At 70.2% G+C, this 19,971-nt stretch carries 17 protein-coding genes; 9 read left to right on the plus strand and 8 right to left on the minus strand.

Annotation, left to right across the window (positions count from 1 at the left end; all coding sequences use genetic code 11):
• Positions 1-311: 311 nt before the first annotated feature.
• On the minus strand, positions 312-2,528 hold the full coding sequence (gene dnaA, locus B086_RS0109665) for a chromosomal replication initiator protein DnaA (protein WP_078531040.1): 2,217 nt from the start codon (positions 2,526-2,528) through the stop codon (positions 312-314).
• A gap of 368 nt (positions 2,529-2,896) precedes the next feature.
• On the opposite strand from dnaA, the gene rpmH reads away from it, so the two are divergent.
• From rpmH to B086_RS0109705, 9 genes are all read left to right on the plus strand, one after another.
• Positions 2,897-3,034: a 50S ribosomal protein L34 gene (rpmH, locus tag B086_RS42705; protein WP_003956500.1), complete on the plus strand. Its 138-nt coding sequence runs from the start codon at positions 2,897-2,899 to the stop codon at positions 3,032-3,034.
• Positions 3,035-3,055: 21 nt separating this feature from the next.
• Positions 3,056-3,427 (plus strand): ribonuclease P protein component, encoded by a 372-nt coding sequence (rnpA, locus tag B086_RS42710; RefSeq protein WP_078510028.1) that lies wholly within the window; start codon positions 3,056-3,058, stop codon positions 3,425-3,427.
• Positions 3,424-3,777 (plus strand): membrane protein insertion efficiency factor YidD, encoded by a 354-nt coding sequence (yidD, locus tag B086_RS0109675; protein WP_018566215.1) that lies wholly within the window; start codon positions 3,424-3,426, stop codon positions 3,775-3,777. Before rnpA ends, yidD begins: the two co-directional genes overlap by 4 nt.
• Positions 3,778-3,780: 3 nt before the next feature.
• The gene (gene yidC / locus B086_RS0109680; protein WP_018566216.1) at positions 3,781-5,082 is read left to right on the plus strand and encodes a membrane protein insertase YidC; all 1,302 of its coding nucleotides are present in this window, start codon (positions 3,781-3,783) and stop codon (positions 5,080-5,082) included.
• A 15-nt stretch (positions 5,083-5,097) separates the two neighbouring features.
• Positions 5,098-5,610 carry a protein jag gene (locus B086_RS0109685; protein ID WP_018566217.1) on the plus strand — a complete coding sequence of 171 codons (513 nt, stop codon included), beginning with the start codon at positions 5,098-5,100 and terminating at the stop codon, positions 5,608-5,610.
• Between the two features lie 117 nt (positions 5,611-5,727).
• Positions 5,728-6,444: a 16S rRNA (guanine(527)-N(7))-methyltransferase RsmG gene (rsmG, locus tag B086_RS0109690; RefSeq protein WP_026252262.1), complete on the plus strand. Its 717-nt coding sequence runs from the start codon at positions 5,728-5,730 to the stop codon at positions 6,442-6,444.
• 253 nt (positions 6,445-6,697) lie between these two features.
• Positions 6,698-7,771 carry a ParA family protein gene (locus tag B086_RS0109695; protein ID WP_078510029.1) on the plus strand — a complete coding sequence of 358 codons (1,074 nt, stop codon included), beginning with the start codon at positions 6,698-6,700 and terminating at the stop codon, positions 7,769-7,771.
• Positions 7,768-8,802 (plus strand): ParB/RepB/Spo0J family partition protein, encoded by a 1,035-nt coding sequence (locus tag B086_RS0109700; protein WP_026252263.1) that lies wholly within the window; start codon positions 7,768-7,770, stop codon positions 8,800-8,802. Before B086_RS0109695 ends, B086_RS0109700 begins: the two co-directional genes overlap by 4 nt.
• A gap of 229 nt (positions 8,803-9,031) precedes the next feature.
• Positions 9,032-9,649 carry a GNAT family N-acetyltransferase gene (locus B086_RS0109705; protein WP_026252264.1) on the plus strand — a complete coding sequence of 206 codons (618 nt, stop codon included), beginning with the start codon at positions 9,032-9,034 and terminating at the stop codon, positions 9,647-9,649.
• Positions 9,650-9,741: 92 nt separating this feature from the next.
• Here the strand turns inward: B086_RS0109705 and trxA are convergent, their stop codons facing one another.
• The 7 genes from trxA to B086_RS0109740 all read right to left on the minus strand — a co-directional run bounded on the left by trxA (position 9,742) and on the right by B086_RS0109740 (position 19,866).
• Positions 9,742-10,071, minus strand: coding sequence for a thioredoxin (trxA, locus tag B086_RS0109710; RefSeq protein WP_018566222.1), 330 nt, complete (start codon positions 10,069-10,071; stop codon positions 9,742-9,744).
• 52 nt (positions 10,072-10,123) lie between these two features.
• Positions 10,124-11,095: a thioredoxin-disulfide reductase gene (gene trxB / locus B086_RS0109715; protein ID WP_018566223.1), complete on the minus strand. Its 972-nt coding sequence runs from the start codon at positions 11,093-11,095 to the stop codon at positions 10,124-10,126.
• 182 nt (positions 11,096-11,277) lie between these two features.
• Positions 11,278-12,240 (minus strand): anti-sigma factor family protein, encoded by a 963-nt coding sequence (locus B086_RS0109720; RefSeq protein WP_026252265.1) that lies wholly within the window; start codon positions 12,238-12,240, stop codon positions 11,278-11,280.
• The gene (gene sigM / locus B086_RS0109725) at positions 12,237-12,968 is read right to left on the minus strand and encodes an RNA polymerase sigma factor SigM (RefSeq protein WP_018566225.1); all 732 of its coding nucleotides are present in this window, start codon (positions 12,966-12,968) and stop codon (positions 12,237-12,239) included. Before sigM ends, B086_RS0109720 begins: the two co-directional genes overlap by 4 nt.
• 26 nt (positions 12,969-12,994) lie before the next feature.
• Positions 12,995-14,722, minus strand: coding sequence for a protein kinase family protein (locus B086_RS0109730; RefSeq protein WP_018566226.1), 1,728 nt, complete (start codon positions 14,720-14,722; stop codon positions 12,995-12,997).
• Positions 14,723-14,838: 116 nt separating this feature from the next.
• Positions 14,839-17,298 (minus strand): murein biosynthesis integral membrane protein MurJ, encoded by a 2,460-nt coding sequence (murJ, locus tag B086_RS0109735; protein ID WP_018566227.1) that lies wholly within the window; start codon positions 17,296-17,298, stop codon positions 14,839-14,841.
• A gap of 45 nt (positions 17,299-17,343) precedes the next feature.
• Entirely contained in the window at positions 17,344-19,866 is a 2,523-nt protein-coding gene (locus B086_RS0109740; RefSeq protein ID WP_018566228.1) for a DUF6049 family protein, read from the minus strand.
• Positions 19,867-19,971 lie beyond the last annotated feature (105 nt).

Genomic DNA, 19,971 nt, shown 5'->3' on the forward strand with positions numbered 1-19,971 from the left:
TCCCCAGTCCCCAGCATGTGGACGGAAGAAAGTCGCCCAATCTGTGGAGGGCGGCCGTAACCCGGCGAGTAATCGAACAGCGGGGACTGGTGGGCGAGGTGCGGCCGGGCGCCGATCGCGTCCCGACCGCCCGGCGCCCGGCCGTCCGAAGCCGGTCGGCGGGCGGTCGGGAGCCTTCCCGCCGGTGCCGGCCTCCTGGGCACTGCGAAGGGCGCCCCCGCGGATCCGTTCCGCGGGGGCGCCCTCGTGTCGTCCTGTGCCGTGCTGTGCCGTGCTGTGCGTGCTGTGCCGTGCCGCCGTGCGGCGGGTGCTCAGCCGTTCTTGATGCGGTTGGTCAGCTCGGTGACCTGGTTGTAGATGGAGCGCCGCTCGGCCATCAGCGCGCGGATCTTACGGTCGGCGTGCATGACGGTCGTGTGGTCGCGGCCGCCGAACTGCGCGCCGATCTTCGGCAGCGACAGGTCGGTCAGCTCGCGGCACAGGTACATGGCGATCTGCCGTGCCGTGACCAGCGCCCGGCCGCGCGAGGTACCGCACAGATCCTCGACCGTGAGGCCGAAGTAGTCGGCCGTGGCCGCCATGATGGCCGGCGCCGTGATCTCTGGCGCGCTGTCCTCGCCGCCGGGGATGAGGTCCTTGAGAACGATCTCCGTCAGCCCCAGGTCCACCGGCTGCCGGTTCAGCGAGGCGAACGCCGTGACCCGGATCAGCGCCCCCTCCAGCTCGCGGATGTTGCGCGAGATGCGGGAGGCGATGAACTCCAGCACCTCCGGCGGGGCGTTGAGCTGTTCCTGCACCGCCTTCTTGCGCAGGATCGCGATGCGCGTCTCCAGCTCGGGCGGCTGGACGTCGGTGATCAGGCCCCACTCGAAGCGGTTGCGCAGCCGGTCCTCCAGGGTGACCAGCTGCTTGGGCGGCCGGTCCGAGGACAGCACGATCTGCTTGTTGGCGTTGTGCAGCGTGTTGAAGGTGTGGAAGAACTCCTCCTGCGTCGACTCCTTGTCCGCCAGGAACTGGATGTCGTCGACGAGGAGGATGTCCATCTCGCGGTAGCGCTTGCGGAAGCTGTCGCCCTTGCCGTCGCGGATGGAGTTGATGAACTCGTTGGTGAACTCCTCCGAGCTGACGTACCGCACGCGCGTGCCCGGGTAGAGGCTGCGCGCGTAGTGCCCGATCGCGTGCAGCAGGTGCGTCTTGCCGAGGCCCGACTCGCCGTAGATGAACAGCGGGTTGTACGCCTTGGCGGGTGCCTCGGCGACGGCCACGGCGGCGGCGTGCGCGAACCGGTTGGACGCGCCGATGACGAACGTGTCGAAGAGGTACTTCGGGTTGAGCCGCGCGGTCGGCTCGCCCGGCCCGTGGCCCTGCGCCGCGTGCCCGGCCGCGTGTCCTGAGCCGCCGCCGGACGAGGGCGGGACCGCCGGACCGCCGCGGTGCGCGGGCCCGCCGCCGGGCGGCGGCTCGGGCAGCTCCCGGCGGACCGGGTCGCGCTGGTCGTACTCGGACCGGCCGGAGTCGTAGTCGGAGCGCGAGGGGTCGTACGCGGGGCGCTCCACCGGACGCGGACGGTAGTCCTGGGACGGGGAGTACTCCTGGGACGGCGGATAGGGCTCGTGCCCGCCGCCGTACGTGTCCTTCGCGGAGCCGTACGCGTCCTTGGCGCCGCCGTACCCCTCGGGCGCGCCGTAGCTCTCCTGCGGTCCGTACTGGTCGCGTGCGCCGTACGGCTCCTGGGCGGGCGACGCGTACGGGTCCCGCTCCGGGAAGCCGAGCCGCTGCTGCTGCCAGCCGTAGTCGTCCTGGGCGGGGCGCGGCCAGGCCCCGGGCGCGGGGCGCTGGTAGTCGCCGTACTCCGCGGGATAGGCGGGGCGGGCGGTCGGCAACTGGTCAGCGCCGTCGGCCGGGCCGGTGCGCGGGGGCAGCGGATCGCCGCTCGCGCCGCTCTTGCCTGAGCCGCCGGGGTGCTCGTCGCCGCGGCCGGGGCGGTCCTGCCGCTCGCGCCGGTCGTGCCGCTCCGGGCGGTCGGAGCGGTCGGGGTGGTCGTGCTGGTCGCGCCGCTCGGCGTGATCGGGGCGGTCCGGGCGGTCCGGGCGGCGGGTGTCGGCCCGGTGCCGGCCGTAGCCCTCGTATCCGCCCTGGCCGGTGGGGAGTTCCTGCTCCTCGTACTCCCCGTACTCCCCGTACTCGTCGTAGCGCTGCTTCGAGGCCGGGGGGGCCTGCTGGCCCGCCGGTGCGGGGGGCTGGGACTCGCCGATGGAGCTGTCGACGGTGATCGCGATGCGGATCGGCCGGCCGCACTCGCGGCTCAGGCTCTCGCTGACGACCGGGGCCAGACGGCCCTCCAGGACGTTCTTCGCGAATTCGTTCGGCACGGCGAGCAGCGCGGTGTCCGCGACCAGCGCGAGCGGCTGGCAGCGGCGGATCCAGCGTCCGTCCTTGGTCTCCAGCCCCTGCCCCCGGCCCTCGCCGAGGAGCTGCTCCAGTACGCGTGGCCACACTGCGGCAAGATCGGCAGGTACGTCAGCCACAGGGCACGCTCTCTCACGGGGTCCCACGAACGTGTGGTTCGGGACGGGTCGGGATGTAAACGGGGGACAAGGGAACGAAGGGGAGTCCGCCCACGGTAGTCAGCGCGGCGGGTACCGTTCAAGTTGTTGTCCCCAGGCTGTGGACAAGTGTGTCCCGGCGCTGCGCGGTTTGACCGGATGGCCTAGCCGCGCGTACCGTAACCAGGTCGAGTTGTCGATGGCTGCTGCCGCCTGCCTCCGAAGGGCACAGATCGCGTCAAGGTGATCGGTCAAGCGGTGCACACGCGCGTGACTACGAGCTGATCGTGGGCGCACGGTGACAGCCAGGACGGCACCCCGCCACTACCGATTCTTTCTGGAGCCCCCGAGTGAGCAAGCGCACCTTCCAGCCGAACAACCGTCGTCGCGCGAAGACCCACGGCTTCCGGCTGCGTATGCGCACCCGTGCCGGCCGCGCGATTCTCGCGTCCCGCCGTAGCAAGGGTCGCGCCCGTCTGTCCGCCTGATCCCGGTCAGGTCATGCCGTCGTGCTGCCCACCGAGAACCGGCTGAGGCGGCGCGAGGACTTCGCGACCGCGGTACGACGAGGACGCCGGGCCGGCCGCCCACTCCTCGTCGTCCATCTTCGTAGCGGTGCAACGGACCCGCACGCGCCTGGGGAGAGCGCTCCCCCGACGCGTGCGGGTTTCGTCGTGAGCAAGGCAGTGGGCGGCGCGGTCGTGCGCAACACGGTGAAGCGAAGGCTTCGCCATCTGATGCGCGACCGGGTCGACCAGTTGCCCCCCGGTAGCCTGGTAGTCGTACGAGCGCTACCCGGTGCGGGCGACGCCGATCACGCGCAACTGGCCCGCGACCTGGATGCCGCCCTTCAACGACTGCTGGGAGGGGGCACGCGATGAAGTACCCGCTGCTGGCCCTGATCAAGCTGTACCAGTGGACGATCAGTCCACTGCTCGGGCCGGTCTGCAAGTACTACCCGTCGTGCTCCCACTATGGCTACACGGCCATCGACCGGCACGGCGCCGTCAAGGGAACGGCACTCACCGCCTGGCGCATCCTGCGCTGCAACCCGTGGTCGCTGGGCGGTGTGGACCACGTTCCTCCGCGCAAGCGCCCGCGGTGGCACGAATCGCTGCGTGCCGCCTGGCGTGCGCGCAAGGGCGGGCCCTCCGCCGCCGAACCGGCCACCGACGGGGACCTCCCGCCGAGCCCGGCCGCGAAGACCTCGTCCCATGCCCAAGGAGCATGATTAGTGGACACGATTGCCAGTTTCTTCAGTTTCATCACCTGGCCCGTCTCCTGGGTCATCGTCCAGTTCCACACGGTGTACGGGGCGATCTTCGGACCGGATACCGGCTGGGCCTGGGGCCTGTCCATCGTGTCCCTGGTGATCCTCATCCGTATCTGCCTGATCCCGCTCTTCGTGAAGCAGATCAAGGCGACACGGGCGATGCAGACGCTCCAGCCGGAGATGAAGAAGATCCAGGAGCGCTACAAGAACGACAAGCAGCGCCAGTCCGAAGAGATGATGAAGCTGTACAAGGAGGCGGGCACCAACCCGCTCTCCTCGTGCCTTCCCATCCTGGCGCAGTCCCCGTTCTTCTTCGCCCTGTACCACGTGCTCAACGGCATCGCCTCGGGCAAGAAGATCGGCGTCATCAACGACTCGCTGCTGGAGAGCGCCCGCCAGGCGCACATCTTCGGCGCGCCGCTCGCCGCGAAGTTCCTGGACGGCGCCGACACGGTGCAGAAGCTCGGCGCCTCGCTGACCGACGTCCGGGTCGTCACCGCGATCATGATCGTCCTGATGTCGGCGTCGCAGTTCTACACGCAGCGCCAGCTGATGACGAAGAACGTCGACACCACGGTGAAGACGCCGTTCATGCAGCAGCAGAAGATGCTGATGTACGTCTTCCCCATCATGTTCGCCTTCTTCGGCATCCGCTTCCCGGTCGGTGTCCTTGTCTACTGGCTGACCACCAACGTGTGGACCATGGGCCAGCAGATGTACGTGATCCACAACAACCCGACCCCGGGTTCCAAGGCCCAGGCCGCCTACCTGGAGCGCCTGTACAAGCACGTCACGCACCACGGCAAGACCCGCAACCGGGGCGAGAAGGCCATCGTCAAGGCGATCGTCGCCAAGGGCCGCGACCGCAACGAGTTCGAGCGCAAGTTCGTCAACAGCCTGACCAAGGCCGGTCTGGCGGCCCAGGCCGACGGCACCGTGATCAAGAGCGACGCCGCCACCGTCGTGGAGACCGAGGACGGCACGGTCACCACCACGGCCGGCACCACTCCCCGGCGCCAGCAGCCCAAGCGGCAGAGCAAGGCCCAGCGCCAGGGCGGGGCCAAGGCAGCAGGCGCCGACGACTCCGAGCAGGCCCCCTCGCTGACCAAGGCCGAGCCGGAGAGCGAGTCCGACGTACCGCAGGACACTCCTCCCGCCGCTGCCAAGAAGCCTGCCGCCAAGTCGGCGGGCGGCACCCGCAGCAAGGCCCAGTCCGGCCAGCGCAAGGGCCCGCAGCGCCCCAAGTCCCCGTCCAAGAAGTAAGAAGGAGCCCATCCCGTGACGGAAGGCACCACCTCCGCCGCTGCCGAGGGCGCAGACGCCCTGACCCGCCTGGAGCAGGAGGGCGAGATCGCGGCGGACTACCTCGAGGGTCTGCTGGACATCGCCGACCTCGACGGCGACATCGACATGGACGTCGAGGCCGACCGCGCCTCTGTCTCGATCATCAGTGACGCCGGCACCCGTGACCTGCACAAGCTGGTCGGGCGGGACGGCGAGGTGCTGGAGGCGCTCCAGGAGCTGACGCGGCTGGCCGTGCACCGGGAGACCGGCGACCGCAGCCGTCTGATGCTGGACGTCGCGGGCTACCGCGCCCAGAAGCGGACCGAGCTGTCCGAGCTGGGCGCCAAGGCCGCGGCGGAGGCCCGGAGCACCGGCGAGCCCGTGAAGCTCAAGCCGATGAGCCCGTTCGAGCGCAAGGTCGTGCACGACGCCGTCAAGGCTGCGGGCCTGAGCAGTGAGTCCGAGGGCGAGGAGCCGCAGCGCTTCGTCGTCGTACTCCCCGCCTGAGCGGACCCCACGTTCCACCGGCCCCGTCTGTAGCGCAGGCGGGGCCGAACTTTGTCAGCCTGGTAGTTCTGATGGTCGGCGCTGATCGCGCTGATGCGGTACGGAAGGACGGTTCCCGTGACGGAGGCAGCGGAGCTCCCCCCTGCGCCCGAGCAGGCACGTGAGGTATTCGGTGATCGCTTCGCGGATGCGGTCCGGTATGCCGAGCTGCTGGCCGAGGCAGGAGTGCAGCGAGGGCTCATCGGCCCACGGGAGGTACCTCGCCTGTGGGAGCGGCATCTGCTGAACTGCGCGGTGCTCTCCGAGGTCGTTCCCGAAGGGGTGACCGTGTGCGATGTCGGCTCCGGCGCCGGCCTGCCGGGGATCCCCCTGGCCCTGGTCCGGGACGACATCAAGATCACGCTGCTGGAGCCGCTGCTGCGGCGCACCAACTTCCTCACCGAGGTCGTCGAGCTCCTGGGGCTCGACCATGTCACCGTCGTCCGGGGACGCGCCGAGGAACTCATGGGCAAGCTTCCGCCGGTCCATGTGGTGACCGCCAGGGCGGTGGCCCCGCTGGACCGTCTGGCCACCTGGGGCATCCCGCTGCTGCGCCCCTACGGCGAGATGCTGGCGCTCAAGGGGGACACGGCGGAGGAGGAGCTGAAGAGCGCCGGAACCGCGCTGAGCAAACTCGGTGCGGTGGAGACCTCCATCCTGCATGTGGGTGAGGGGATCGTGGATCCGCTGTCCACCGTGGTCCGTGTGGAGGTCGGTGAGAGTCCGGGCGGAGTGCGCTTCGCCGCGAAGCGTGCGAAGGCGGCCCGGACGGGCCGGGTGCGCCGGAGGCGATGAGTCTCTGCTCCGCCGGGCGGACTCCGCTGGGGGGCGCGCGGCGGAGTGTCGCTCACAAAAAGGGCGAATTGTTGTCATCGTGTTTCACGTGAAACGTCGCTCACTGCTGCACGGCATCATCAACCGTGGCCGCGCTGCGGCCCATCCCCGCGACCGCAAGCCTCTCGGTTCACCCAGAGAGGGAACGGAGTTGTCCACAGAGGTGGATTTCTCCACAGAACGACAGGCCTCACTGGTTCGCGACCCCGAAGGCATGGGAGGCTCTGTTCATCGCGAGCCTGAAGTCGAGGAGAGTGAATCCTTGCGGTCCGACGCCAACATCGCGGGACCGATGACCGATCCGGTCCCCGGTCCCCGTACCGAGTCGATCGGGGAGCATGTTTCACGTGAAACACCGCCCCCGATGGACGACACCCCCATCGGTCGTGCTGCCCAACTGGCGGTCGAGGCTCTAGGCCGCGCCGGCGAGGGCCTGCCCCGCCCCGAACAGACCCGTGTCATGGTGGTCGCCAACCAGAAGGGCGGCGTCGGCAAGACGACGACGACCGTCAACCTCGCCGCCTCACTGGCTCTGCACGGCAGCCGGGTCCTGGTGGTCGACCTCGACCCGCAGGGGAACGCCTCCACCGCGCTGGGGATCGACCACCACGCCGAAGTCCCGTCGATCTATGACGTGCTGGTGGAGAGCAAGCCTCTGGCGGAGGTCGTCCAGCCTGTTCCCGATGTCGAGGGTCTCTTCTGCGCCCCCGCCACGATCGATCTCGCCGGTGCGGAGATCGAGCTGGTGTCCCTGGTGGCCCGGGAGAGCCGACTGGAGCGGGCGATCCAGGCGTATGAGCAGCCGCTGGACTACATCCTCATCGACTGCCCGCCCTCGCTCGGTCTGCTGACGGTCAACGCCCTGGTAGCCGGCCAGGAGGTCCTCATCCCGATCCAGTGCGAGTACTACGCACTGGAGGGACTGGGGCAGCTCCTGCGCAACGTCGATCTGGTGCGGGGGCATCTGAACCCCACCCTGCATGTGTCGACCATCCTGCTCACCATGTACGACGGCCGGACCCGTCTGGCGTCCCAGGTCGCCGACGAGGTGCGCAGCCACTTCGGCGACGAGGTGCTGCGGACGAGCATTCCCCGCTCGGTGCGTATCTCCGAGGCACCCAGCTACGGGCAGACGGTGCTGACCTACGATCCAGGATCGAGCGGTGCCCTCTCCTACCTTGAGGCGGCACGAGAAATCGCGTTGAAGGGCGTCGGGGTCAGCTATGACGCCACGCATGCCCACATCGGCGCACAGAGCGACCCGAGCATGGTGGAGGGGATCCAGTGAGTGAGCGACGGAGGCCTGGGCTGGGCCGGGGCCTGGGGGCCTTGATCCCTGCCGCTCCGACGGAGAGGACCCCGCTGCCGGGTCCGGCGGGAAACCCCGGCCCGGTGCTGATGTCCGACCGGGGAGTGGCCGCGGCGAAGGTGGCCATGGTGCCGCCCCCGCCGGTGGGCGCCCACTTCGCGGAAGTGCCCCTGGACTTCATCACGCCGAACCCTCGTCAGCCCCGTGAGGTCTTCGACGAGGAGGCGTTGACCGAGCTGGTCACCTCCATCAAGGAGGTCGGCCTGCTCCAGCCGGTCGTCGTACGGCAGATCGCTCCCGAACGCTACGAGCTCATCATGGGCGAGCGGCGCTGGCGGGCCTGCCGTGAGGCCGGGCTCGAAGCCATTCCGGCGATCGTACGAGCCACGGACGACGAGAAGCTGCTGCTCGACGCCCTGCTGGAGAACCTGCACCGGGCCCAGTTGAACCCGCTGGAGGAGGCCGCCGCCTACGACCAGCTGCTGAAGGACTTCAACTGCACCCATGACCAGCTGGCCGACCGCATCGGCCGCTCCCGCCCGCAGGTCTCCAACACCCTGCGCCTGCTGCGGCTCTCGCCGGCGGTGCAGCGCCGGGTGGCCGCCGGAGTACTGTCCGCCGGACATGCGCGGGCGCTCCTCTCGGTCGAGGACTCGGAGGAGCAGGACCGGCTTGCCCACCGGATCGTGGCCGAGGGCCTCTCGGTGCGGGCCGTGGAGGAGATCGTGACGCTCATGGGGTCACGGCCGCAGGCATCGCCGCGGTCGAAGGGACCGCGTGCCGGAGCTCGGCTGTCTCCCGCCCTGTCCGATCTCGCGACCCGGCTGTCCGACCGCTTCGAGACCCGGGTGAAGGTCGACCTGGGGCAGAAGAAGGGCAAGATCACCGTAGAGTTCGCCTCGATGGAAGACCTCGAACGCATTCTCGGCTCGCTGGCTCCCGGCGAGGGACCGGTACTTCAGAAGGGCCTGCTGGACGGCGGTCCGGAGGAGACCGAGACGGACTCCTGATCCCTCGGGCCTCTGGCCCCTCGGCGGGTCAGGGCGGGCAGAGGCTCCGCACAGGCGGGCCGTGAACCGGAACACCACCGGTTCACGGCCCGCCTTTGCTTCTCCTCGGTGTCCACCGAAACCCATCGTGGATACGATGCGATCAGGTATGACGCATCCACTTGACGCCTCGTCCCGGAGGGACGGCCGCTCGTGACGCAGCGGGCGAAGGAAGCGAGGATCAGCCTTCATGGGCCGTAGGCTCCTGCCGCTCACTCTGGACAATCTTGAGGATCTTCCCCAGCGCTGTCGCGCATGCGTCTTCTGGGAGCTGGACCCGGTCAGCGGTGAGGCCGCGGTCAGAGCGGGCAGGCTCGCCGTGGAGAAGGAAGCGTGGATCTCCGCCGTCCTGCTGGACTGGGGCTCGTGCGGTCGCGTCGCCTACGTCGACGATGCGCCGGTGGGATTTGTGCTCTACGCTCCTCCCGCCTATGTGCCCCGCTCCACCGCGTTCCCGACGAGCCCGGTCTCCCCGGACGCGGTCCAGCTGATGACGGGCTTCGTGCAGCCCGGCTACCAGGGACAAGGGCTGGGGCGGGTGCTGGTGCAGAGCGTCGCCAAGGATCTGCTGCGCCGCGGTTTCAAGGCCATCGAGGCTTTCGGGGACGCCCGCTGGAAGGAACCCGCCTGTGTGCTGCCGGCGGATCATCTGCTGGCGGTGGGCTTCAAGACGGTCCGGCACCACCCCGCGCACCCCCGGCTCCGCCTGGAGCTGCGCTCGACCCTCTCCTGGAAGGAAGACGTGGAGATGGCCCTCGACCGGTTGCTGGGAGCGGTCCAGAAGGAACCGGCACTGCGCCCCCTGTGACCCCCGCTGTACGCCGAATGGGCCAGCCCTGACGGGCTGGCCCATTCGTGTTTCACGTGAAACATGCGTCGCCGACCCGGCGGATCGGTTGACTAGGCGATGAAGTCCTCAAGATCGCGGACGATCGCGGCCTTCGGCTTCGCGCCGACGATGGTCTTGGCGACCTCGCCGTTCTGGTAGACGTTCAGCGTCGGGATCGACATGACGCCGTACTTGGCAGCCGTGTCCGGGTTCTCGTCGATGTTGAGCTTGACGATCTCGATCTTCTCGCCGTACTCGGCGGCGATGGCTTCGAGGGACGGGGCGATCTGGCGGCAGGGACCGCACCAGGCGGCCCAGAAGTCCACCAGTACGGGCTTGTCGCTCTTCAGGACGTCCTGCTCGAAGGAGGCGTCGGTCACGTGCTTCAGGGTGCCGGCCACGGCGGGCTCCTTAGTTTCTTCGCGTTCGTGCGGGGTGGGGCGGTCAGGGAGGTCAGACAGTGGTCTTCTCGGGCTCTGCCTGCTGCTCGTTGTCCGCGAGAGCGGCAAGGAACCGCTCGGCGTCCAGGGCGGCGGAGCAGCCGGTGCCCGCGGCGGTGATGGCCTGGCGGTAGGTGTGGTCGACGACGTCACCGGCACCGAACACACCGGTGAGGTTGGTGCGCGTGGAGGGCGCGTCGACCTTCAGGTAGCCCTCTTCGTCCAGGTCGAGCTGGCCCTTGAACAGCTCGGTCCGCGGGTCGTGGCCGATCGCGATGAACAGACCCGTCACCGGGAGATCCGAGAGTTCGCCGGTCTTGACGTTGCGCAGCTTCAGGCCGGACAGCTTCTGCTCGCCCTGGACCTCGGCGATTTCGCTGTCCCAGATGAACTTGATCTTCGGGTCGGCGAAGGCGCGCTCCTGCATCGCCTTGGAGGCGCGCAGCGTGTCCCGGCGGTGGACGATCGTCACGGACTTGGCGAACCGGGAGAGGAAGGTGGCCTCCTCCATCGCCGTGTCACCGCCGCCGATCACGGCGATGTCCTGGTCCTTGAAGAAGAACCCGTCGCAGGTGGCGCACCAGGACACACCCCGGCCGGAGAGAGCGTCCTCGTTGGGCAGACCGAGCTTGCGGTGCTGCGAGCCGGTGGTGACGATGACGGCCTTCGCCCGGTGCACGGTGCCCGAGGTGTCCGTGACGGTCTTGATCTCACCCGTGAGGTCGACGGAGACGACATCGTCCGGGATCAGCTCGGCGCCGAAGCGCTCGGCCTGGCCCCGCATGTTGTCCATGAGATCCGGGCCCATGATGCCGTCGCGGAAGCCGGGGAAGTTCTCCACCTCGGTGGTGTTCATCAGCGCACCACCCGCGGTGACGGCGCCTTCGAACACCAGCGGCTTCAGCGACGCGCGCGCGGTGTAGAGGGCCGCCGTGTAGCCGGCGGGCCCGGAGCCGATGATGATCACGTTGCGGACGTCGCTCACGGCTTGTTTCCTCGTCTCTGGACTGTGTCCTACGGCCGGTGGAGCTTCTCTCGGTGCTCTCACCCCACCCAACGGATCCTAAGGGGCGTGCATTCCCGGTGTCCTCGGGCACACGGAGGCGCCCGGACACGGCGGAAGGACGGAGAGCGGCGATGGGATGCGGCGTCTTCGGGAATCCCTGCTCAGGAGCGCGTGTAGGTGTGTGACAGCAGGACCCGGGCCGTGATGGCGGGATCGTGCACACAGGACGCGTCCACGACATAGGCGGTGACCCGGGAGCTCGCGCCGGAGGGGTCGGACAGCACCACCAGATAGGCGTCCCGGCCGGCGTAGAGGCCCGGCTGCGCGGCGAGAGGGGCGCCGGTGCTGTCGATGCCCTGGCGGACGCAGGGGGGGACCGCGACGGTCGGGTCGTCCTTGAGGATGTGGGGCTGCTCGGCACCTGGGCTCGTGCGCGTGGTGGCACCTGGTTCCGCACCGGTGTCCGGACCGGCGTCGGTTCCGAAGCTGTGCGGGGCGTGGGTCGTGCCCTGCGTCCGCGGTGTCCCGTCGAGCAGGCTGGTGACCTGACGCGCGAGAGTTCCCTCGGAGAAGGTCTGCGCGGAGGTACTTGAGGGGGCGGAAGCCGCTGTGCTGGCGTGCTGGTCGTCGTTCTGGGAGGTCAGGACGATTGTGGCGACCCCGAGGGCGGTGACGGTGAGAGCAGCGCCCAGGACGGCGATCCCGCGGCGCACACGGCGCGGGCGCGGTTTACGGCCGGGGCCGGTACGGGATGTCCGAACGTTGCCGACCGGGCGGTCCGCCGTGGGAGGTGCCGATGTTTCACGTGAAACATCGCCGCTTGTTTCACGTGAAACATGGCGGGCGCCACCAGTGATCTTCATCTCGGGGGCAGCGGGGTGGGGCTCTGCGGCGAGAGCGGCGTCGATCCGGTCCGCGATGTCGCTCGGCATGTGGTGCGGTGCCGGGAGGGTGCCGAGCAGGCTCCGGATCTCGTCGAGCGAGGCCCGGACGTCGGCGCAGTCGGCGCAGGTGCTCAGATGCCGTCGCAGATCCTCCGCCCGGGAAGGAGTGAGCAGTCCTTCGGTGAGGTCGGAGATCTCTGAGACGTCCGGGTGCCCGTCCGTGTCCGTCGTGGCAGTCACGCTCGCCCACCTCCGCCCTTCACCGCAGCTGAATCGCCTGGCTCGCCGTTGCGCGTCTCCCGGTCCGGAGGACTCGCTGCCGGTGGGACGGATGCACCCTGCGTCCGGTTCCGTCCCGGGCCCGGCTCCTCGCCGGCCTCGGCGCCGGAGCCGTTCGGCCGGAGATGGGTGAGCAGAGGGAGGAGTCTTGCTCTGCCCCGGGCGCAGCGGCTCTTCACCGTGCCCACCGGCACCTCGAGGACGCGAGCGGCCTCGGCGACGGGATAGCCCTGCATGTCCACGAGCACCAGAGCGGCCCGCTGGTCGGCCGGGAGTGTGCCCAGCGCCTCGATGAGCTGCCGCTGCACGTCGTTCCGCTCGGCAGGCGCGGAGGCCGACTCGTGCGGCTCCAGGAGCTGCTCCAGGCGCTCGGTGTCGTCCACCGGCGAGGTCTTCCGTGAGGCCGCCTTGCGGACCCGGTCGAGGCAGGCGTTGACCGTGATCCGGTGCAGCCATGTGGTGACGGCCGACTGCCCGCGGAAGGTGTGGGCGGCCCGGTAGGCGGAGACGAACGCGTCCTGCACGGCGTCAGCGGCCTCCTCGCGGTCCCCGAGCGTGCGCAGGGCGACCGCCCAGAGCCGGTCACGGTGACGCCGTACGAGCTCACCGAAGGCGTCGTGGTCACCCTCCACGTGGCGGGACAGGAGGTCCTGGTCGCTCGCGTCGTGGTAGGCGCTGTCGTCCGCCATCGGGCCCCCTCCCCCTCGGTGCGGCGTCAGCCGGCGAACTTCACTTCGGTGATCGCTTGCTTGTAGCCGGCGGTGCTGTACGTGTTCGCGTCGGCACCCGAGTAGGGCATGGCGGTGATCCAGACGAGGACGTACCGAGTCTTCTCCGGCTTGGCGGTCTTGACCGTGACGGTGGCGCCGCTGGTCGTGGCGTCCCCGATCTTCCGCATCGACTCCAGCGACCCCGGCGACAGGGACCCGGCCGCGTACAGCTCGACCGTGGTGTGGTCACCGCTGTAGAGGAGACCGGCGGACGCCTGACTGAGGTTCTGTTCCGAGCCGAGGTCGTAGACGATCCCTACACCGGGCTTGAACGGTGCGAGAGGCGGGCCCTCCATGAAGGTGCTCGTCTTCCAGTACGTCGACGGATTGCCGTCGTACGTCTTGCCGACGTCGCCGGGGTGCTGTGCGTCCCCCTTGGCGATGAACTCCTGCGCCCCCTGGACGGGGAGGGGCCGGAGCGGCTTCGGCTGCTGCTTGTCCTTCTTGTCGCTGCCGTCCTGCGTCTGCGTCTGGCTGTCCTTGGTGGACCTGCCGCCCTGGTCCATCAGGGCGTCGGCGAGCTGCCAACTGCCCAGCCCCAGCGCGGCGATGAGCAGGGCGGAGACGGCCCACTTCAGGGCCTTGCCGGTCCGGCTCTGGAGCGGGGGCGGCGGGGCCGGCACCGGCTGGGTGACGCCGGGACGCGGTGCCGGGCGCCCGTACGTGCCCTGCTGGTACGACGTGCCCTGGTACTCCGGCGGTGCGGTGAAGACGGGCTCCGGCGGGCGGATCCGCGGCATCTCACCGATCGCCTTCACCAGCTCCTCCGGCGTCGTGCACGGAGACTCATGACGCGAGGCGGTGGCGCCCTCGTTGACCAGGGCGCGCATGGCCAGCTCGGACAGACCGCGGTGGACCCCGGCGCGGACCTGGTCCGGCGGGATGAGGCCGACGGCCTTGGGCAGGCCGGACAGCCCGTAGGCGTCGTTCTCGTACGGCCAGCGCTGGGTGAGCGCGGCATACAGCAGCGCGCCGATCGCCTCGGTGTCGGCCCGCTGCGGTGTCTCGGAGCTGATCCCGCGGAGCGCGGCGTTCACGGCGAGGCCGCGGATGCGCCACTGACCGGTGGAGGCACGGAGCACCGCGTTCGGGTTCAGGCGCAGATGGGCCAGGCCCTCGCGGTGTGCGACGGCCATGGCGGAGGCGACCTGGCTGACCAACTGGTAGGCGTCGTGCGGCTCCAGCGGGCCGGTGGACAGCAGGGTGGTCAGTTCGGTGGCGTCGGGAAGCCACTCGTGGACGACGTAGACGAGGTCGTTCTCCTCGACGGCGTCGAGGACCTGGACGAAGCGCGGGTCCCCGAGCAGCGCCGAGGAACGGGCCGCTGCCAGGACCGAGCGGGCACGGGAGTGGTCGGCGGGCAGGATGTGCACCCCGACGGCCCGGCGGAGTTTCTCGTCCACCGCGCGCCAGCTGCTGAATCCGTCCAGACGGGTGACGCACTCCTCCAGGCGGTAGCGTCTGGCCAGTTTGTGACCGCTGTGCAGTTCGGGCGGTGAGGCCTTCTGACCGGGACGTTCGGTCCCGCCGCTCCCCTGCGCCTCGTCGTTGTCCGTGTCCCGCTCCCGGTTCTGGGCCACCCCGTCGGCCGTGGACTGGTCCGCCTCGGCGGTCAGCGGTTCGTCACCGCTGTTGTCTGCCACGTCGACGGCAGCCGTGCTCCGTTCCGCCACCGTCGCTCCTGCCTCCCCATCCATCGCGCTGTCCGACGCCGAAACCAATTGTGCCCACAGTCCGGCGCTATGCACGACACACGGCGGCGGACGATGGTTGTGCGCCTACCCCCGCCTCAACGTCCCAGCCGTCCGCGGACCATGCCCACGAGCGAGTTCATCTCCTCGATCCGCATCCGGCGGGCCGCGACGAAGAAGATGCCGAGCAGCAGCAGACCGCCGGCCAGCAGCGCGGCGAACGAACCGGCTACGCCCTGGCCCAGCAGATGGCTGATCTCGTAGCAGGCGGCACCGCTGACCAGCGCCGCCGGTACCGCGGCGATGCACAGCCGGGCGTACGTCCGCAGGACGCGGGAGCCGTCGAGGTCGCCGCCGAGCCGCTTGCGCAGCCTGCTCCAGGCGACCCCCACGCCGATCGCGTAGGCGAGGCCGTACGCGGCGGCCATGCCGATCACGGCCCAGCGGGCCGGCAGCACGAAGTAGCACACGGCCGAGGCGCCCGCGTTGACCGCGGCCACGATGACCGTGTTGTAGAAGGGCGTCCGAGTGTCCTCGTAGGCGTAGAAGGCACGCAGGACGACGTACTGCACGGAGTAGGGGATGAGGCCGAGGGCGAAGGCCATCAGCATGAATCCCATGTTGGTGGCCTCGCCGGTGCCCGAGGAGCCGAAGATCAGGGTGCACATCGGGATGCCGAGCGAGAGGAACCCGAAGGCGATCGGCACGATCGCGACGGCCGTGGTGCGCAGCCCCTGCGAGATGTCGTCGCGGACGGCGCCGGTGTCGTCCTCGTGGGCCGAGCGGGAGATCCGCGGCAGCAGGGCGGCCATCAGGGAGACGGTGATGATGGCCTGGGGCAGGCCCCAGATCAGCTGGGCGTTGGCGTAGGCGGCGAAGCCGACGCCGTCCACGGAGGACTGCTTGCCCGCCGCGGTCGACAGCCGGGTGACGATGATCGCCCCGGCCTGGTTGGCGAGGACGAAGAGAATGGTCCACTTGGCGAGGCTCGCGGCCTTCCCGAGGCCCTGCCCCCGCCAGTCGAAGCGCAGCCGCAGCCGGAACCCGGTCTCCCGCAGATACGGGATCATCGCCAGCGCCTGGACGATGAGACCGAGCAGGATGCCCACACCGAGCAGCCGCTGGCCCTCCGGCGGGATGCTCGCCACGCCCATGCCGGAGTGGGCGGCGGTGCCGTACACCCAGATGAACGTGCCGAGCGTCACGATGATGACGATGTTGTTCAGGACCGGGGTCCACATCATCGCGCCGAACTTCCCGCGCGCGTTGAGGACCTGCCCCATCACCACATGGACGCCCATGAAGAAGATCGAGGGCACGAAGTAGCGGGTGAAGGTGATGCCGACCTGGTTGGCCGCCGGGTCGCCCGCCACCGACGGGGACAGCACCCGGATCAGGAGCGGCGCCGCGACCACCGCGAGCACGGTGAGCGCCCCCAGCGCCACCATGACCAGCGTCAGCAGCCGGTTGGCGTAGGCCTCGCCGCCGTCGTCGTCCTCCTTCATGGCCCGGACGAGCTGCGGGACGAAGACCGAGTTGAGGCCGCCGCCGACGGTCAGGACGTAGATCATCGTCGGCAGCTGGTAGGCGATCTGGAAGGTGTCGCCGAGCAGGCCGACGCCCAGTGCCGAGACGATCATCGCGGAGCGGATGAAGCCCGTGAGCCGGGAGACCATCGTGCCGGCCGCCATCACGGCGCTGGACTTGAGCAGCCCCGACGCCTTGCCGCCCTTCTTCGCCGCCGGGGCGGCCGAGGGGGCGGGGGCAGGTGCCTCGGCCACGGTCCGGGTAGCGCCCGGAGCCGGGGCGTAGGGGCCCATCGGGCCCTGACCGGCGGCCGGGACCGGCGCGGGACCGGGGACGGACGGCGGCTCGGGCGGCGCCGGGTACCCGCCCATGCTCTGCGGGGCCTGGTAGTCCTGCCGCCCGGCCGGGTAGCCCTGCTGGTCCGCGGGCGGGTAGCCGTAGCCCTGCTGGTCCTGGTAGGCGGGCTGCCCGGGGGCCTGGTAGCCGCTCTGGCGGGGGTCGTAGCCGTACGGCCCGGCTTCCTGCTGGTTCGGGTGGGCGGACTGCCGGGGGTCCTGGGGGTAGCCGCCCTGCTGCTGGTCGCGGAAGAGGTGCGCGAAGGCGTCCGGCTCGTGCTGCTCCTCGGCGGAGTGGCTGACCAGGTCGTCGACGCCCACGAACTGCGTGGTGCGGGGATCCTCGCCGTACGGCAGGTACTGGGTGGTGCCCGACGGCTCGGGCGGCGGGGTCTGGGCCCAGATCCGTGGGTCCGGTGGGTACGGGGAGGGCGGTGGGCTGCCGTACAGCGGCTGCTGCGGCTCGTACGTACCCGGCGCTGGTGGCGGGTGCGCGGCACGGTCGTACAGGGCCTCGCCGACCGGGTCCTGGGCGGTGAGGTCCTGCTGCCGGTACGGGTCCTCGGCGTAGGCGTCCTGGAGGTACATGTCCGCGGGCGGCTGCTGCGGCACCTGGCCGTGCTCGGACGGCGGGGTACCGGGGTGGCCCGAGCCGCCCACGGCCCGGCCGTGGTCAGGGTCGTACGGCGCGTTCATGGTTACCCCACCTCATCGTCCCGGGCCCTCCGGGCCACGACATCCTCAACGGTCCACTTTCTCACCCGTGCCGGACGGGTCGGCGCTTTCGGATGCGGTGTCCGGTGTCGGGTCACTCGGCTGCTCCCGGTCTGCTGCGGGGGACCGGCTGCCCGACTCCTGCGTGAGACGTTCCGCGGGGCCCGCGGGGTTCTCCGGTTCGCTGTTCTCCGGGTCACCCGGTTCCCGGCCGGTCTCGGCGGAGCCGTCGGGGGCGGGAGAGCCGCCGGAACCGCCGTCGCCGCGGCCGGGACCGTCCCCGCCGTCCGCTCCGGTGTCCCCCGGTCCTTCTGCGTCCCCTGTGGCCTGCGCGTTCTCGCCGTCCTGCGGCTCCTCCCCGGCCGCCGCCCGCTTGCGCTGGGTGTACATGCGGAAACCGGCGAGGACGAGCAGCAGCACACCGCCGCCGATGACCAGCATGACGGTGGCGGTGACCTCGGTGACCTTCACGTCGAAGCTGACGGGCGCGCCGTACTCCTGGCCGTCCTGCGTGTACAGCTGGGCGACCACCGTCACGGGCCCGTTGGCGTTGGCGGACGTGGTGAACTTCACGGACTGGCTGTGCCCGCCGGAGACCGCGATCGGCTGCTCCGCGTACGCCTTGCCGCCGATCTTCAACCGGGTGGGGTTGGACGAGGTGAGCCGCAGCACCAGGTGGTCGACGCCCTGCACCAGGTTGTTCTGGACCGTCACAGGGATCGTCGCGCTGCGGCCGGAGAGCTTGGTCTCCGACTTGTCGATCAGTTTGACCTCTTCGGAGAGGTCGTCGAGGTAGGCCTTGACTCCGTCGCGGAAGCCCGCGGCCGCCCTGTCGCGGCCGCGCCAGGACGTGGACATCTCGCGGTTCATCGCGCGTCCGAAGGGGGTGACGACCCGGGACTCGTCGGTGAGCACCACCGCGAAGTTGTCGACCTTGTCCTGGGTGTCGGCGATCTCCGTGAAGGCCGGGCCCCGCAGCTCCCGCTTGCGCAGCGACGAGGGGTAGCGGGACGCCGACGGAACCTTCGTCGTGGCCTTGGGGTCCGGATCGGCCTTGGCCGCGCCGGCCAGATCCTGGGACTGGGACCAGGTGCCCTGCTGGAGGGCGAGCAGGGCCTGGTACATGGCCTGGGCCTGGCTGGTGCTGGGCATGCGCTGCGGGGCGACGACGATGCTGCGCTGCTTGCTCGTCTGACCGTTGAGTTCGAGGCTCTGGGCGAGGAACTGCTGCACCGCGAGCGTGCTGGCACCGGCCTGCGACAGATCGCCCTCGAACGCGGTCGACAGGCGTGCGTCCGCGACGACCGCGGTGGTGCCCTGGCCGATGGGCCGGGCCGCGGACGGCGTGTAGGTCATGCTGTCCGGCTCTTCGAGGCTGTCGCTGCGCGCGATGACCTTGTCGGCTCCGGCGGAGGTGGCGACCCGGATGATCGACGGATCGACGGCACCGTTCACCGGCCAGGCGAAGTCCGTGGCCGGTTTGACGTGGAGCACCGTCTCCACCGTGCTGGCGGCGACGTCCGTGGCGTCCTTGAGCAGGCTCAGGGTCCCGGAGACGCTGGTGCCGCGGTGGGCGACCGCCGCGAGGTCCGGATCCGCGAACGGCAGCGCCACGACCTCCTTGCCCGCCACCGCCTGCTGGAGCTCGGCGAGCCACTGCTTGGCCACCGCCTGGTGGGTGCCGGCGACAGGATCCGCACCGGGGTCCGTCCGGATGCGGTAGTTGCGGGTCATGGCGTCGACGGACGCCAGCAGGTCAGGGTCGATCACCCAGGTGACGTCGAGATCCTTGCCCAGGGTGAGCATCCGTTCCAGCCGGCCGCCCGGGGCGAGGTCCTTGGCGAGGTCGTCGTTGAGGAAGACCGGTGTCTGCACGGCGCCGGGGCCGGTCTCCGCCGTCATGTGGACGGTGGAGACGAGGGGCCACAGGGCGGTCGTCTTCGTCTTCACCGATGCGTCGGAGGGCTGCCACGGCAGGAAGGTGTGCTGGATGCCCAGGACCTGGTCCCACCGCTGGACGGGCGTCTGCCCCGACAGCGAGACGGAGAACTCGTAGACGCCGTCGGCGCCGAGGTCCAGCTTGGCGGCCGGGACGGAGATGCTGAAGTGCTGCGCGACGCCGGGCTGGAGCGCGGTGAACTTCTGTGTGTACTTGCCGCCGATCTCCGAGCCGTCGGTACCGGGCTCGAAGTCGGTGCGCTGCGCCACGGTGTCGATCTCGGAGCGAGTGTCCAGGAGCGGGCCCACCCGCAGCCCGACGTGCGCGTCGGTGACCGGCTGCTTCCCCTTGTTCGTCACCGTGCCCGACACGGTCACCGTGTCTCCCGCGGAGGGGATGCTGGGGCTGAGGGAGTCGAGGGACACCGCGACGGTGCGCGACCCGGAGACGGCGGCCCGGGGCGCTTCCTGGCCGGAGGCGTGCGCGGCCGGGGCGGAGAGCTGGAGCAGACCGGCCAGCAGCGGCGCCCCGGCGAGCAGTGTCCCGGTTCGCCGCAGCCAGCGGCGGGCAGGTGAGGGACTGGTCCCCAGGAAGTCTGCCGCCTCGGCCACGCGCTCGCCCGTCCCTCGTCGTCAGTGGTCGTCGGAATGTGCGTCCCCGCATGGTAACGAGACCTGCGGAGCGGAAGTGCCGCGGAGGCGGCCACAAGATCGCCG

Origin of the sequence: Streptomyces sp. PsTaAH-124, from assembly GCF_000373685.1 — a bacterium.
Classification (GTDB): Bacteria; Actinomycetota; Actinomycetes; order Streptomycetales; family Streptomycetaceae; genus Streptomyces; species Streptomyces andamanensis.

What these genes read in the sequence shown, in the direction of transcription:
- yidD (WP_018566215.1), top strand. Translation starts at nt 3,424, where the DNA reads ATGAAGTACCCGCTGCTGGCCCTGATCAAGCTGTACCAGTGGACGATC.
- B086_RS0109695 (WP_078510029.1), top strand. Translation starts at nt 6,698, where the DNA reads ATGGGAGGCTCTGTTCATCGCGAGCCTGAAGTCGAGGAGAGTGAATCC.
- B086_RS0109705 (WP_026252264.1), top strand. Translation starts at nt 9,032, where the DNA reads ATGGGCCGTAGGCTCCTGCCGCTCACTCTGGACAATCTTGAGGATCTT.
- sigM (WP_018566225.1), bottom strand. Translation starts at nt 12,968, where the DNA reads ATGGCGGACGACAGCGCCTACCACGACGCGAGCGACCAGGACCTCCTG.
- murJ (WP_018566227.1), bottom strand. Translation starts at nt 17,298, where the DNA reads ATGAACGCGCCGTACGACCCTGACCACGGCCGGGCCGTGGGCGGCTCG.